Source organism: Ruegeria sp. TASC047, assembly GCF_059612445.1.
Genome location: NZ_JBXWQP010000038.1, coordinates 72873 through 86852, shown reverse-complemented (window position 1 = coordinate 86852; position 13980 = coordinate 72873). Strand labels below are relative to the sequence as shown.

At 58.1% G+C, this 13980-nt stretch carries 13 protein-coding genes; 4 read left to right on the top strand and 9 right to left on the bottom strand.

All coding sequences use genetic code 11. The annotated features are described in order from the left end of the window. The first annotated feature begins 65 nt into the window (after nt 1–65). Nucleotides 66–1643 carry a gamma-glutamyltransferase family protein gene (locus AC2FLO_RS15140; protein ID WP_496754005.1) on the top strand — a complete coding sequence of 526 codons (1578 nt, stop codon included), beginning with the start codon at nt 66–68 and terminating at the stop codon, nt 1641–1643. Between the two features lie 35 nt (nt 1644–1678). On the opposite strand, the gene hspQ is transcribed toward AC2FLO_RS15140, so the two are convergent. Further along, a complete protein-coding gene (hspQ, locus tag AC2FLO_RS15135; protein ID WP_209598336.1) occupies nt 1679–2005 on the bottom strand; it encodes a heat shock protein HspQ in 327 nt (108 codons plus the stop codon). Nucleotides 2006–2085: 80 nt separating this feature from the next. On the opposite strand from hspQ, the gene AC2FLO_RS15130 reads away from it, so the two are divergent. Together AC2FLO_RS15130 and AC2FLO_RS15125 are read left to right on the top strand one after the other, a co-directional pair. Next, on the top strand, nt 2086–2967 hold the full coding sequence (locus tag AC2FLO_RS15130) for an AEC family transporter (RefSeq protein WP_496754003.1): 882 nt from the start codon (nt 2086–2088) through the stop codon (nt 2965–2967). Between the two features lie 60 nt (nt 2968–3027). After that, the gene (locus AC2FLO_RS15125) at nt 3028–3609 is read left to right on the top strand and encodes a transglycosylase SLT domain-containing protein (protein ID WP_209504968.1); all 582 of its coding nucleotides are present in this window, start codon (nt 3028–3030) and stop codon (nt 3607–3609) included. Between the two features lie 15 nt (nt 3610–3624). Here AC2FLO_RS15125 and AC2FLO_RS15120 read toward each other — a convergent pair whose 3' ends face one another. The 4 genes from AC2FLO_RS15120 to AC2FLO_RS15105 form a co-directional block, all read right to left on the bottom strand. Then, entirely contained in the window at nt 3625–4221 is a 597-nt protein-coding gene (locus tag AC2FLO_RS15120) for a LolA family protein (protein WP_267365658.1), read from the bottom strand. A 39-nt stretch (nt 4222–4260) separates the two neighbouring features. Next, the gene (locus tag AC2FLO_RS15115) at nt 4261–7185 is read right to left on the bottom strand and encodes a DNA translocase FtsK (RefSeq protein ID WP_496754001.1); all 2925 of its coding nucleotides are present in this window, start codon (nt 7183–7185) and stop codon (nt 4261–4263) included. A 14-nt stretch (nt 7186–7199) separates the two neighbouring features. Continuing rightward, a complete protein-coding gene (locus AC2FLO_RS15110) occupies nt 7200–8381 on the bottom strand; it encodes an aminotransferase class I/II-fold pyridoxal phosphate-dependent enzyme (protein WP_496753999.1) in 1182 nt (393 codons plus the stop codon). 108 nt (nt 8382–8489) lie between these two features. Next, entirely contained in the window at nt 8490–9818 is a 1329-nt protein-coding gene (locus tag AC2FLO_RS15105; protein WP_496753997.1) for an amidase, read from the bottom strand. Between the two features lie 52 nt (nt 9819–9870). On the opposite strand from AC2FLO_RS15105, the gene AC2FLO_RS15100 reads away from it, so the two are divergent. Continuing rightward, a complete protein-coding gene (locus AC2FLO_RS15100) occupies nt 9871–11133 on the top strand; it encodes an FAD-dependent monooxygenase (RefSeq protein ID WP_496753995.1) in 1263 nt (420 codons plus the stop codon). Here the strand turns inward: AC2FLO_RS15100 and AC2FLO_RS15095 are convergent. From AC2FLO_RS15095 to AC2FLO_RS15080, 4 genes are all read right to left on the bottom strand, one after another. Next, nucleotides 11130–11315 (bottom strand): Trm112 family protein, encoded by a 186-nt coding sequence (locus AC2FLO_RS15095; protein ID WP_209504973.1) that lies wholly within the window; start codon nt 11313–11315, stop codon nt 11130–11132. The two genes, AC2FLO_RS15100 and AC2FLO_RS15095, sit on opposite strands and share 4 nt — an antisense overlap. Beyond that, nucleotides 11312–11953 carry an LON peptidase substrate-binding domain-containing protein gene (locus AC2FLO_RS15090; protein ID WP_496753993.1) on the bottom strand — a complete coding sequence of 214 codons (642 nt, stop codon included), beginning with the start codon at nt 11951–11953 and terminating at the stop codon, nt 11312–11314. The genes AC2FLO_RS15095 and AC2FLO_RS15090 overlap by 4 nt, the downstream gene beginning before the upstream one ends. 26 nt (nt 11954–11979) lie before the next feature. Then, complete coding sequence (trxA, locus tag AC2FLO_RS15085; protein ID WP_496753991.1) at nt 11980–12894, bottom strand: thioredoxin; 915 nt, start codon at nt 12892–12894, stop codon at nt 11980–11982. A gap of 75 nt (nt 12895–12969) precedes the next feature. After that, nucleotides 12970–13758 (bottom strand): exodeoxyribonuclease III, encoded by a 789-nt coding sequence (locus AC2FLO_RS15080; RefSeq protein ID WP_267364327.1) that lies wholly within the window; start codon nt 13756–13758, stop codon nt 12970–12972. Nucleotides 13759–13980 lie beyond the last annotated feature (222 nt).

Sequence of the window (13980 nt, the reverse complement as noted above, 5' to 3'; positions counted from 1 at the left end):
GAATTGACTGGACAACCGGCAATCAGAGAATAGCTTTCCCTTGTTTGAAGGAGAAAGAACCCACCATGCGTGATCTGCACAAACCTGGCCGGTCGGAAGTTTTTGCAACGCGGGGGATGTGCGCAACGTCGCACCCGCTAGCCGCTAAAGTGGCAATCGATCTTCTTGAGCGCGGCGGCAACGCCATGGACGCCGCGATAGCAGGCGCGGTTCTGCTTGGCATCTGCGAACCGCAGATGACCGGGTTGGGGGGTGATTGTTTCGTTTTGTTCAGCCGTGCGGGCGAAAACCAGATACGCGCATTGAACGGATCGGGTCGCGCACCGGCCGCCGCGCGGGCGCAGCCCTTGCGGGAAATGGGCCTGTCATCTGTACCGTTGAACGGTCCGGATGCAGTGACTGTTCCCGGTGCCGTGGACGCCTTCTGTCACCTTGCAGAAACCGAAGGGCGATTGGGGCTGGGCGCGATTCTGGAACCCGCAATCCACTATGCCGAGGCTGGCGTTCCGGTGGCCCCTCGGGTTGCTTTTGACTGGAAAACGGGGGCGGCCACATTGCAGGGTGCTGCGCGTGACCATTATCTGATCAATGGGCAGATACCAGCGATCGGGCAGATCTTTCGCGCTCCCGGTCAGGCTGAGGTCTTGCGCAGGATCGCCAGTCAGGGACGCGACGCATTTTATTCAGGAGACATTGCCGAGGATATGATCCAGGCCCTGTCCGCACGCGGAGGTGTCCACACCACCGAAGACTTTCACTGCACCAAGTGCACTGAAACACAGCCCATGCGCGGGGCCTACAAGGGTGTTGATCTGGTCGAACACCCCCCAAACGGCCAAGGTGCGACCGCGATCCTGTTGCTGAACATTCTAAAGCAATTCGATCTGGCCAGTATAGATCCATTTGGAGCGGAACGGGTTCATATCGAGGCTGAAGCCACCAAGCTGGCTTATGACGCGCGCAACCGGTTCATTGCGGATCCCGATCATGTCGCACGGGCCGAGCGGTTTCTTGATTTGGATGTTGCGGTCAGGCTGGCTGCACTGATTGACCCAAAACGCGCAATGCCCGCAGCAGCACCTTTGACGGAAGCCATTCACAAGGACACGATCTATATCACGGTGGTCGATCGCGACCTAATGGCTGTGTCGCTGATCTATTCGATCTTTCATGGCTTTGGATCAGGGATCGCATCCGAGAAATACGGTATCTTGCTTCAGAACAGGGGCGCAGGGTTCACACTTCAGCCGGGTCACCCCAATGAACTGGCTGGCGGCAAGCGCCCGATGCACACGATCATACCGGGGATGTTGACCGAGAATGACCGTGTCACGATGCCATTCGGCGTCATGGGCGGTGCTTATCAACCGACCGGGCACGCGCGTTTCGTTTCGAACCTTAGGGACTTTGGGCTGGAGCTACAGGAAAGCATCAACGCGCCGCGCGCCTTTTTCGATGGGAATGTCCTGAAACTAGAGCGGAGCTATTCCGAAGAGGTAGCGAAACAATTGTCTGAAATTGGACACAATATTGAAATTCCAGAAACGCCACTTGGAGGAGCGCAAGCGATCCGAATCCGAAAAGACGGTGTTTTGGAAGGCGCCAGCGACCCGCGCAAGGATGGGTGCGCCCTTGGATACTGATCAGCGGCAGTACAATGCCGACCGGTTCGCCAAACCTAATTCAGTTGGAAATGCAGAGGGTAAGCACCGTCTTCGAACGGGCCGAACATGTTGGAGATATCCGGGTGTTCAACCGGCTCTCCAGAATAGTCTGCAACCAGATTTTGTTCTGAAACATAAGCAACATAGAAGGATTGGTCGTTCTCTGCCAACAGGTGGTAGAACGGCTGTTCTTTCCGTGGACGGCTGTCTTCCGGAATGGCCTGATACCATTCTTCTGTGTTCGAAAACTCCGGGTCCACGTCAAAAATCACCCCTCGAAAAGGGTGTTTCTTGTGACGGACCACCTGGCCCAATCCGTATTTCGCGCGTGTCTTTAACATTGTTTCGGCCCCCACCGCATTTACTAACGGTTTTTGGCCCGAAATGCCAATCATTGATGTAAAATTCAGGGAAACAGTCTGTGAACCTAATACTGACAGTGTTCGAAATCGTGGCCCCGGTTTTTCTCTTGGCGGCCATTGGCTTTACGTGGGTCAAACTGGGGTTCGAATACCGGCTGCAATTTGTGACACGCTTTGCAACGACGCTGGCAATGCCCAGTCTGATCTTTGTTGCACTCATGCAAACCGACATTCCGGGCGGAGATTTGTCGCGTTTCACGTCGGCAACTCTGGTCGCAAATCTTCTGCTGGCTGGGGTGTTCTGGTTAATTGTTCGCGGATTGAAACTGGATCAGCGCACGTACCTGTCACCGCTGATTTTCGGCAATACCGGCAATCTTGGCCTTCCGCTATGTATCTTTGCGTTCGGGCAAATTGGTTTGGGTTACGCGGTCATCTTTCTGTCTGTAACCGCGCTGTTTTCTTTCACCTATGGGATCTACCTAGTCGCCGGAAAAGGCGCATGGGGACAGGTCTTACGCCAGCCGATGGCATGGGCGACCATTCTGGGTGCGGTGTTTTTGTGGCAGGGGTGGCAAACTCCGACATTTCTAACCAACACGTTAGAGCTTTTGGGGCAAATGGCTGTTCCGCTGATGTTAGTCACGGTGGGTGTGGCAATCGCCCGCCTGACCTCGCGTAGTCTGGGGCAAGCGCTCTGGCTGTCAGTCCTGAAACTTATCGTCTGCTTTGCGTTGGGCTGGGGGATTGGGGTGTTGTTTGATCTGGACAGTGTCGCCTTTGGCGTTCTGGTATTGCAAATTTGTACACCGGTCGCTGTGACCTCATACTTGTTGGCAGAACGATTTGAAGCCGATTCCGATGCCGTTGCCGGCATGGTCATGGTGTCCACCGTACTTTCCGTGGCGGCGTTACCCATAATTCTTGCCATTGTTTTATAGCGATTGTGATTTCCTCAGAGCTCAATCTGCGCTAGAATAAACAAAAAAGGCATGAGGCACATGAGCAGAATTCTTATCGTACTCTTCGGGGTGCTGCTTTTGGCATCCTGTGGCGGCGGGTCAAAACAACCGCCCAGCAAACTGAACGACGCGTGCAGCATTGCGCACGAACGACCGGATTTTATCAAGGCTTTCAAAAGCACCGAGCAGAAATGGGGTGTTCCGGTTCACGTTCAGATGGCCACGATTTATCAGGAAAGCCGATATCGCCACGACGCGCGTACCCCGCACCGTTACGTACTGGGCGTGATCCCGATGGGGCGGCAAAGCAGCGCCTATGGGTTCAGCCAGGCACTGGACGGCACCTGGGATCAATATCAGCGCGAAACCGGCAAGCGCCGGGCCAAGCGGGATCGCATCCGCGATGCCTCGGACTTCATCGGCTGGTATATGAACAAAAGCTATGAGCGCAACGGCATCCACCCCGGCGACACACGCAATCAATACCTGGCCTATCACGAAGGTCACACGGGGTACGCTCGCGGCACCCACAACAGCAAGTCGTGGTTGTTGAGCGTGGCCAATGACGTGGACGCGCGCGCGCAACTGTATCAGGCACAGTTGGCGAACTGCCGGTATTGACCAGCAAAAAGCGGGTCAGCGATTGACTGACCCGCGTCTTTCCTTGTTCGAGAAAAGACCCTGATCAAGACCATTGCTTTCGGTCAACGCACCCAAAAGAACGGTGGTCTGGCTGCCGGCGTTGTCATGGATCACCCATTTGCGCAGCTCGACTGGATTATCGGTGAACATCAGTTCAATCCGGCCTGCTTCAGGGTTCTTGGGGTCTTGCGCGGTGACCACTGTGGCCGTGCCGTCAAAGCTGTGGCCGACAACCATATTGGCCTGATCAAGATTCACGTTGCGTGCCAGCACAATGGATAGAGGCGTGCGCTTCAGCGGGTATTGCTCGGGTGGCTGGTTCGATTTCGGATCGAAGATCTGAACACTGCCTGATCGCGCCAGCACCACAGCGCTGTTGGGCGGGTCATATTCGAACCGCATCTTGCCCGGGCGCTGCATCCACAGCTGTCCGGTGCTCAACGAGCCATCATCGTTCACCTGCGTGAACGTTGTCTGAACCGTTTTCAAACCGTTCAGGTAACCTGAGATTTGCGAAAGCGGCAGTTTTTCCGCCGCCCATGCGGCGGGTGAGGCCAGTGTCAAAGCAAGGGCAAAAGCAATCTGTTTCATACCGTACAGATAGGCTGTCTGCCCTTGTTATTAAATATCCTATTGCTCGGGGACGAGGATTTCGCGTTTCCCGACATGATTTGCTGACGAAACAACACCTTCGTCTTCCATTTGCTCAACAAGACGCGCCGCCTTGTTGTACCCGATGGCGAGTTTTCGCTGAATATAAGAGGTCGAGCATTTGCGATCCTTGATCACAATTGCCACCGCCTGATCGTACAGCGCGTCCTCTCCGGTCGTGTTGCCGCCAGTGTTCAGCCCCAGAACGGCGTCAATGTTGTCGACCTTGTCCTCGGCCGGTCCGTCCAGAACGCTGCCCACGTAATCGGGCGGACCGAATTGTTTCAAGTGGTTGACGATCTCCTCTACCTCTTCATCCGACACAAACGGTCCGTGGCAACGGGTGATTTTGGCGCCACCGGCCATGTAAAGCATGTCGCCCTGCCCCAGCAGTTGTTCGGCGCCCATCTCGCCCAGAATGGTGCGGCTGTCGACTTTCGACGTCACTTGGAACGAAATCCGCGTAGGGAAGTTGGCCTTGATTGTGCCGGTAATCACGTCAACCGAGGGGCGCTGTGTGGCCATGATCAGGTGAATGCCCGAAGCCCGCGCCATTTGCGCCAGACGCTGAATGCAGGCTTCGATTTCCTTGCCCGCGACCATCATCAGATCGGCCATCTCATCGACGATGACGACGATATAGGGCATCGCTTCGGGCGCGAATTGTTCCGTCTCGAACGTTGGTTCACCAGTTTCATCGTCAAACCCGGTCTGCACCGTGCGGCTGAACAACTCGCCCTTGGCCAGCGCGTCCTTCACCCGGCCGTTGTAGCCCGCAATGTTGCGCACGCCCATCTTGGACATCTTGCGATAGCGGTCTTCCATTTCGCCCACGACCCATTTCAGGGCCACGACCGCCTTCTTTGGATCGGTCACAACGGGTGACAGCAGATGCGGGATGCCATCGTAAACCGACAGTTCCAGCATCTTGGGGTCGATCATGATCAGACGGCATTCATCCGGCGTCAGCTTGTAAAGCAGCGACAGGATCATCGTGTTGATCGCCACCGACTTACCCGAACCCGTGGTCCCGGCGATAAGCAGGTGAGGCATCTTGGCCAGGTTCGCCACAACGGATTCACCGCCGATATCCTTGCCCAACGCCAGCGGCAACGCCTGGTTGCCATCGCCAAAGTCTCGGCTGGCGAGGATTTCGCGCAGAACCACCATCTCGCGGTTTTCGTTCGGCAGTTCGATCCCGATCACCGAGCGGCCCGGCAGGGTCGAAACCCGCGCCGACAGCGCCGACATCGAGCGCGCGATATCGTCCGCCAGACCGATCACACGGCTGGCTTTCAGGCCCGGGGCGGGCTCCAGCTCGTACATGGTCACGACCGGGCCGGGGCGTACGCTGACGATCTCACCCTTGACGCCGTAATCGTCCAGAACGTTTTCCAGCATCCGTGCGTTTTCTTCCAAGGCCTCATCGCTCAGGTGATGGCGCTGGATACTGGCGGGGTTGGACAACAAGCCCAGAGGCGGCAGTTCAAAGTCAGAGTGCCGTTCCTCGAAGGACAAAGCCGGTTGCGCTTCGGCCTGCGCACGACGAGACGGCAACGGTGTCCGGCGCACGGGCTGCGCCACCACAGGCTTGCGCGGTTCAGCCACCGGGATCTTCATCGCTTGACGCGGTTGCGGCGCGGCGTCGGTGACATCCTCGAAAACCGACTCATCATCGATATCCAACTCGGACGCGTAGTCGTATTGTTCTGTCCCGGCCTCATAACCGAACACAGCGGACTCTTGCGCCTCTGGCGTGTCACCAGCGGACACCTGCGGCTCGGGGCGCAGCCCATACGCTGTCATCGGCGGTTCGGGGGGCAGTTCGGACGAGGGATGCTGGTTCAGGATCAGCGGATCGGGACGGCGTCCACGACCCTTGGTCAGCGGCAGGTCGGGATCCGGCTCGGGTGTCATTTCGCCCACGGCAACCTTGCGATTTCGCACGGCGGCCGAGATTTTGGAGCGGATGCGATCTTCGCCGGGCATGTCGTCAAAGCCCGCGATCGGTTCAGGATCCACCAACTCAGGCTCGGGCATTGGATCAGGGCGCCGGATAAGTGACGGCATTCGTGCCAACAGGCCTGATTTGACCGGAGGTTCAGGGCGCCCCAATTCAGGTTCTTCAAAAACAGTGTCGGCATAGACCAGTTCGTCGTCAAACATCGCCTCAGCCGCTTCAGCGCGGGCGAGCTTGCGTTCTTCCCACTGCGCCCGCCGATCCCGCGCGGCTTGCGCGGCCGAGGCCGCACCACGCCCCATCAGCGTCATCAGCATGTCATAAGACATTACAAGGCCCAGGATGAAGGCGCGGAAGCCGCGTTTCACGTCGGCCTTGGTGAAGCCCAGCACAAAAACACCCAGCGTGGTCATGCCGACGGCCATGGCCAGCGACATCATTTTGACCAGAAAATGCGAAGAGATCGGCACTAGCGTCAGCAACGCGCCCATGACCGTGTCGCCGAACAAACCGCCCAAACCGTAGCTATGCGTTGCACGCCACTCGGCACCGGGAACAAGGGTTGCGGCATAGACCGAGGCTACAGCGATCCAGATCGGGGCAAAGATCAGGCGGGCAATGGCCCGGTCTTCACCGAAATGGCCCGCAAAACGCAGACCCCATCCGACCAGAACAAGCGCGATGCCCCAGCTTCCCCAGCCCACGATCATGAACAAGGGGGCTGCAATAGACGCGCCGACCCGTCCCATCCAGTTTTGCACCGGCGCGTCGGTCGAAACCATCCAATTAGGATCATCGGGCGTATAGGACCAGATCATCGCAGCCGCGGCCAAGCCCAACAGGATCAGCGCGATACCGATCAGTTCCTTACTGCGTCGCTCCAGGGCTGCCTGTGTTGTGCTGTCCAGCAATGGGTCGCGGTTTCGCGCGTTATATGATGCCATTTTGCCCTCGTACCTCACGTATAGATGCAGTCGCGGAGTGTGATCAAACCACGCTGCAACTCTGTTTTTGGGGCTACCAATGCAACCCGGATAAAGCCTTCGCCCGGGTTATTTCCCGGATCACCTTGTGAAAGATATGCGCCCGGAAGAACCCGAACCCCGGTTTCCTTCCAAACCTTCAATGCTGCGTCCTCGCCATTCTCTACCGGCAACCACAGAAAGAACCCCGCCTCTGGCGACATGTAGCCCTGCACGCCCGCAAACACCTTATCGGCAATGGCGTATTTCTCCTGATAGAGCGCGCGGTTTTGCTCGACATGTGTCTCATCCGCCCAGACACGGGCAGCAGCAGCCTGCAAGGGCAAAGGCAGTGGGGATCCGGCATAGGTGCGCAGTTTTTTCACCTGGTTGATGGACTTTCGTCCACCTGCAATCAGGCCCGAGCGCAAACCGGCCAGATTCGAGCGTTTGGACAGTGAATTAAACAGCGTGATCCGTTCGGGATCAGCCCCTAGTTCCTGCGCGACAGTCAGAACCCCCGTCGGGGCTTGGTCACGGTAAATCTCGGAATAGCATTCGTCGGCAAAGATCCGGAAATCATATGCCTCGGCCAGACGGATCAGGTCAGCCCAATAGTCGCGCGACGCGACTGCACCCTGCGGGTTGGCCGGGGAACAGATATAAGCCACCGCGGTTCGTTTCAGCACATCTTCGGGCAGGCCGGAATAATCCGGCAGATGACCCGTCGCGGCAGTTGCAGGGACAAAATAGGGTTGCGCGCCCACCGAAATCGACGCGACCATGTAGACCTGATAAAACGGGTTCGGGCACAGGATGATTGGTTGTTTACCATTCTTCTGTTCCGGGCACAGCGCCATGGCCGCATTATACAGCCCCTCACGTGTGCCGTTCAGCGCCATGACGTTGGCGTCAGGGTCCATTTCGACCCCATAGCGCCGCTTGATCCAGCCCGAGATTGCACCGCGCAGGTCTTCCGAGCCTTCGTTCGGCGGATAGCCCTGAAACCCGGCCGCGTTTTCCATGATGACATCCGTCACCCAGGCCGGAAAATCATGCGTGGGCGCGCCAATCGTCATATGAACGACGTCACCACCCGGTTGATGGTGATCCAACAGGGCGCGCAAACGCGGGAATGCATATTCCGGTAGGTTCGAAAACCGCTCGGGAAAATCCATGTTACTGCCTCAATATCGGGGTCATTTGCGCCCCGTTTTTTTGGCAGATTACAGTCCGCATACCTCTTCGTCCAGACAAAGAGGTTCCGAATCAGTGGATTGTGGCATTCAGGCCAATGCCGATTCTGCCGCTGACCCCAACCTCAACAGGGCCTCTTCCGAGTTCGGATACCCCATCATCATCAGCCCGCAACTGGGCGTTCCGGTGGGCAGGGTCAGCGCCGCAAGCCCCATCAGGTTGCCGATCCGCGTATTGCGAAGGGCCAGCAGGTTTTCAGTCACGTAATAGTCGTGATCGGTCATCAACCGGTCCAGATTGGGCGGCAAAATCGGTGCTGTGGGTGCCAGAACCGCATCGAACCCGGCAGTTGCCGCATCCCAGGCACTGCGGCACGCCTTGAGCTTGGCCCAGGCCGCGACATAATCGGGGCCGGAATATCCCATACCAATGCGGAACCGTTCCAGGATTTCGGGATACATTGCCTCTGGGTTGGCCTCGATTACATCGCGCCACAACCCGTAGGCCTCGGTCGTGTAGACGATGCTGGACAGGGTCATCGCCTCGTTCAGCTCGGGCACGTCCAATGGAACAATCTCAGCGCCTGCATCCGCAAGTTTCGCAATGGCCTCGTCATAGGCTGTTCGCGGGGCATCGCGCAGGTCGTCCTTGGCAATGTTCTGCAAATCGGCAAAACGACGGCCTTTCAGCGAAGCGCCTCTCAGGTCCGCAGGTGCCCCGCCCTCTAACAGGGCCAGCATATGTGCTGCATCTTCAACGGATCGCGCCAGTGGCCCAACGGTGTCAAACCGCAGGCAGAGCGGCACCACGCCTTCAAGGCTCAGCCGCCCGGCCGTGGTTTTCAACCCCACCAGATCATTCCATGCCGCTGGAATTCGCACCGAACCGCCGGTATCGGAACCGATCCCGCAAGCCGCCAGCCCCCAGGCAACCGACGCGCCCGCACCAGAGGAAGACCCGCCCGGCACCGCCGTTTCATCATGGATACAAGGGGGCGTTTCGGTGATCGGGTTCAATCCAAGGCCGGAAAAGGCCAGTTCGCTCATATGCGTCTTACCCAGACAGACCGTCCCCATCTGCGTTGCGTTGCGCACCACAAGTGCATCCGCATCAGGCACCCGGTCTTTCAAAAGTGCCGACCCGGCCTCGGTCGCGGTGCCGGCAGTGTCGAACAGGTCTTTCCAGCTGATCGGAACCCCATCCAGCAACGATCGCCGCAATCCCATTTTCGCACGTTGCTGCGCGGCTTCGGCCTCGGCGCGGGCGCGGTCATGGGTGACGCGGGCATAGATGCGGTCGCGGTGCGGATGGGCGTCTATTGCGGACAGGTAGGTTTCCGTCAATTCAACCGGATCGATCTGGCCCATCCCAATGCCACGGCCCAAATCACACGCCGTCATGGTCAACCAATCCTGCATCCCGCCCCCTCCTGCTTTTTGGCTTGAAAGAACGGTAGCGACAGGACTGCACATGGACAATCCCGAAAGGGCGCGCATATTGCAGGGCATGACACAGGCATCTGACATTCTGATCGTGGGCGGCGGGTTGAACGGCCCGGCTTTGGCATTGGCTCTGGCACAAACCGGACATTCGGTCACAGTGATTGATGCGCTTGATGTGAAGGTCCGCAAGAATGCGGCGTTCGACGGGCGAGCCTATGCGCTGGCCTTGGCATCACAGCGATTGTTGGCTGCCATCGGCGTCTGGGACCGTGTTGCGGAACACGCCCAACCGATGCTGGAAATCAAGGTCACGGACGGCCACGCAGGTACAGGCCCGTCACCGTTTTTCATGCATTTCGACCATGCCGAAATAGAAGAAGGTCCGATGGGGTTTATGGTCGAAGACCGTCACCTGCGCCGCGCCTTTCTGGACGCTATGGCCGAAGAGCCCCGCATCACTCAGCTGAGTGGCAAGACTGTTGTGTCGCAACAAGCCGACACCACTGGAGTGACCGTGACGCTGGACGATGGTTCGACGGTGAACAGCAGACTGCTGATCGGGTGCGACGGTCGCCGCAGCGGCACTGCGGACCGCGCAGGTATCAAGCGCACCGGTTGGGATTATGGCCAGACCGCACTGGTCTGCGCCATTGAACATAAGTTGCCGCATCACGGCATTGCCCATCAGTTCTTCATGCCGCCGGGCCCCTTGGCGATTCTGCCGCTGACCGGCAATCGCAGTTCCATTGTATGGAGCGAACGCACCGAGGCCGCGCACCAGATCAACGCCCTGCCCGAGGATGAGTATCTGCAAGTGCTACGCCCGCGGTTTGGCGATTTCCTCGGTGACATCCACCTGGCTGGTGATCGTTTCACCTATCCTTTGAACCTGACCATCGCCAATTCCTTTATCGCTGATCGTCTGGCACTGGTCGGGGATGCTGCCCACGGGATGCACCCGATTGCCGGTCAGGGCCTGAACGCCGGTTTGCGTGACGTCGGCGCGTTGGCAGAGGTTCTGACCTTGGCAGGACGGCGCGGCGAAGACATCGGGTCGCTTATGGTGCTGGAACGCTACCAGGAATGGCGCAGGTTCGACACCGCAGCTCTTGCGATGGCAACGGATGTCTTCAACAAACTGTTCTCAAACGACAACCCGTTGCTGCGCATTGGGCGCGACGTTGGTATGGGAATTGTCGGCGCACTGCCGGGGTTGCGGCGCGGTTTCGTCCGCGAAGCAGCGGGTTTGACCGGGGATTTGCCCAAGCTGTTGCAAGGGCAGCCAATTTAGTCCAGCTGCCGTGCCTCGTCGACCAGCATGACCGGAATGCCGTTGCGGATGGGAAAAGCCAGCCCAGCGGCCTGTGACACAAGCTCCTGCCTTTCGGCGTCATAGCGCAGGGTCGTTTGCGTCTGCGGGCAGACCAGAGCTTCGAGCATACGGCGATCAAAGGCGTGTTCAGGGTCAGTCATTGCAGTTTTTCCTCATTCGATCCGCCTCGCATTGCGAATTCTATCAATGTCATCAGCGTCTCGCGCCGTGTGCGTAGGCAAGGGGCCTCTAAGAGGGCCTGTTTATCTTCCGGGTCAAAGTCCAACAGCATGGACAGTGAGTTTACCAGCAATTCATCCTCGGCATCTTTCAGCGAATCCCAGTCAGTGGACAATTGCCGTGACGAAAAGAAACGTTCCAGCAAAGCCAGGAACTTGGTGCGATTGAACCTGTCGTCGTGTTCGGCCTTGCCAAGATCCCTGTCAAAGCCGTCCCACGAGACTTCGCATCGCCGATATGGCGTGAAAGCGTCCAGCTCTGACACCACCCGGAACCGGGACACACCGGTCAGCGTGATCAGATACCGACCATCTTCCGTTTCGGAAAACTGGGTCACGCGCCCGACACACCCGATGCGGTGCAGTTTGTTCTCACCATGGGCCGAAGGATTTGGCTGGACCATCGCGATCAGCCGTTCCTTGGTCTTGAGGGCATCGTCCAGCATCTGCAAATAGCGGGGCTCGAAGATGTGAAGCGGCAAGCGCGAGCGGGGCAACAACAGCGCCCCGGGCAAGGGGAAAACGGATACGGTGTCCGGCAAGTCGGCGGGATGCATCATGTCCCAATTCTAGCTCTGATCAGAAATTAGGCAAATATCATCGAGCTGAGTTTGCGGCGACCATTCAGAACGATCGGGTCATTGGGCTTGAGCGCGTCAAAGATCGTGAAAAGCTGGGTCTTGGCGGCCCCGTCATCCCACTCACGATCCCGACGGAACAATTCCAGCAATTGCGCCACGGCTTCTTCCACTTCGCCGTTCGCGTGCAAGGCCTGTGCCAGATCAAACCGGGCCTGAAGATTTTCGGGGTCTGCTTCAACGACCGCTGTCAGATCCGCCACCGGACCTGCATCAGCCGCCTGCTTGGCCAGCTGCAATTGCGCATGCGCAGCCTCGACCTCGGCCGAGTTGGATATTTCGGCGGGTGCACCGTTCAGGATGGCCTCGGCATGTTCCAGATCGCCAGTGGCGATATGTGCCCGCACCAGCCCGCCATATGCTGCCGCGTGGTTCGGGTCTTCGCCAAGAATGGCAGCAAAAGTCTGTGCGGCATCTGCCGCTGCGCCGTCGCTCAGCATTTCTTCGGCGGCTATTACGGCGTCCTCCAATTGGCCGCCCGGGCTTTCCCCACCTGACGCTTCGATCACGCGGTCTACGAAAGCCTTGATCTCGGACCCCGGCAGCGCGCCCTGAAAACCGTCCACGGGTTGCCCTTTAAAAAACGCGTAGACCGTTGGAATCGACTGGATGCGCATCTGCGAGGCGATCATCTGTGCCTCGTCCACGTTGATCTTGACCATCTTCACCGCGCCTTTGGCGGCGGTAACCGCGTCTTCCAGCATCGGGCCCAGCGTCTTGCACGGGCCGCACCAGGGTGCCCAGAAGTCAACGATAACAGGCGTTTCCTGCGAGGCTTCGATCACATCGACCATGAAAGTGGCCTCGGTCCCGTCCTTGATCAGATCGGTGGCTGGGGCGGCTGCGCCGTTCAGGATGTCCATGGCAATCACTCTTTCGTTCGAACTTGCGCTCTATATGCAATCGCTTGTCGCAGAAACCAAGGGCAGAGTTTCAGTTCAAATGTCGAAAGTCGCAAAGACCGGCGCATGATCGCTGGGCTTTTCCCACCCACGCGCGTCGCGCAGAATGCGACTGGAATGGCCCGCGTTTGAAATATCGGGCGTGGCCCAGACATGATCCAGCCGCCGCCCCTTGTCTGCCGCATCCCAGTCGCGGGCCCGGTAGGACCACCAGCTGAAAAGCTGCCCTTCGGGAATATCCTGCCGGGTGATATCTACCCAACCACCTGCGTCCTGGGTCTCGGCCAGATGTTCCACTTCGATCGGAGTGTGCGAGACGACCTTGAGCAATTGTTTGTGCGACCAGACGTCATCCTCACGCGGGGCAATGTTCAGATCGCCGACGAGGATGGATTTTTCCGGCTTTTCCGCGTGGAACCAATCGCGCATGTCCGTCAGATAGTCGAGCTTTTGGCCAAATTTCTCATTCACTTCACGATCCGGCACATCACCGCCAGCGGGGACATAGAAGTTGTGGATCGTCACACCATTCTCCAACCGACCGGCTATGTGGCGCGCGTGACCGAGATCAGCGAAATCCTTGTCGCCCACCTCTTCTATTGGCAGGCGGGACAGGATGGCGACGCCATTATATCCTTTCTGACCACGGGCAATCATGTGGGTATAGCCCAGCGCCGCGAACCCTTCGGTCGGAATCTTTTCAACCGGAGACTTGCATTCCTGCAAACACAGAACATCCGGCGCCTCTTCTTCCAACAGTTTCAGCACGATTGGTTCGCGCAGTCGGACCGAGTTGATGTTCCAGGTGGCAAGTGTGAAGGGCATGGTCAGGGAATCCTCTGTCGCGGTTGGGCGGAGGTTAGCGTGGTGTAGTTTGGGGTACCACGAGAAAAGGACGCCGAACAGACGCGGAATGTTTATTGTCAGCTTTGCGGACATTGTGAGCTTTCGATGTGGCTGCACCAATGTCCGGTTTCTGGCGCTGTTAGACGTACAATCACGCTTTGAATTTTGGCGTTGTCGAAGATGCGAGATTGCGCAAAGGTT

Excerpts from the sequence above, each read along its gene's own strand:
- hspQ (WP_209598336.1), bottom strand. The coding sequence starts at position 2,005 with ATGTTAAAGACACGCGCGAAATACGGATTGGGCCAGGTGGTCCGTCAC.
- AC2FLO_RS15100 (WP_496753995.1), top strand. The coding sequence starts at position 9,871 with ATGGACAATCCCGAAAGGGCGCGCATATTGCAGGGCATGACACAGGCA.
- AC2FLO_RS15090 (WP_496753993.1), bottom strand. The coding sequence starts at position 11,953 with ATGATGCATCCCGCCGACTTGCCGGACACCGTATCCGTTTTCCCCTTG.
- trxA (WP_496753991.1), bottom strand. The coding sequence starts at position 12,894 with ATGGACATCCTGAACGGCGCAGCCGCCCCAGCCACCGATCTGATCAAG.
- AC2FLO_RS15120 (WP_267365658.1), bottom strand. The coding sequence starts at position 4,221 with ATGAAACAGATTGCTTTTGCCCTTGCTTTGACACTGGCCTCACCCGCC.
- AC2FLO_RS15080 (WP_267364327.1), bottom strand. The coding sequence starts at position 13,758 with ATGCCCTTCACACTTGCCACCTGGAACATCAACTCGGTCCGACTGCGC.
- AC2FLO_RS15140 (WP_496754005.1), top strand. The coding sequence starts at position 66 with ATGCGTGATCTGCACAAACCTGGCCGGTCGGAAGTTTTTGCAACGCGG.
- AC2FLO_RS15125 (WP_209504968.1), top strand. The coding sequence starts at position 3,028 with ATGAGCAGAATTCTTATCGTACTCTTCGGGGTGCTGCTTTTGGCATCC.
- AC2FLO_RS15115 (WP_496754001.1), bottom strand. The coding sequence starts at position 7,185 with ATGGCATCATATAACGCGCGAAACCGCGACCCATTGCTGGACAGCACA.
- AC2FLO_RS15095 (WP_209504973.1), bottom strand. The coding sequence starts at position 11,315 with ATGACTGACCCTGAACACGCCTTTGATCGCCGTATGCTCGAAGCTCTG.
- AC2FLO_RS15105 (WP_496753997.1), bottom strand. The coding sequence starts at position 9,818 with ATGCAGGATTGGTTGACCATGACGGCGTGTGATTTGGGCCGTGGCATT.
- AC2FLO_RS15110 (WP_496753999.1), bottom strand. The coding sequence starts at position 8,381 with ATGGATTTTCCCGAGCGGTTTTCGAACCTACCGGAATATGCATTCCCG.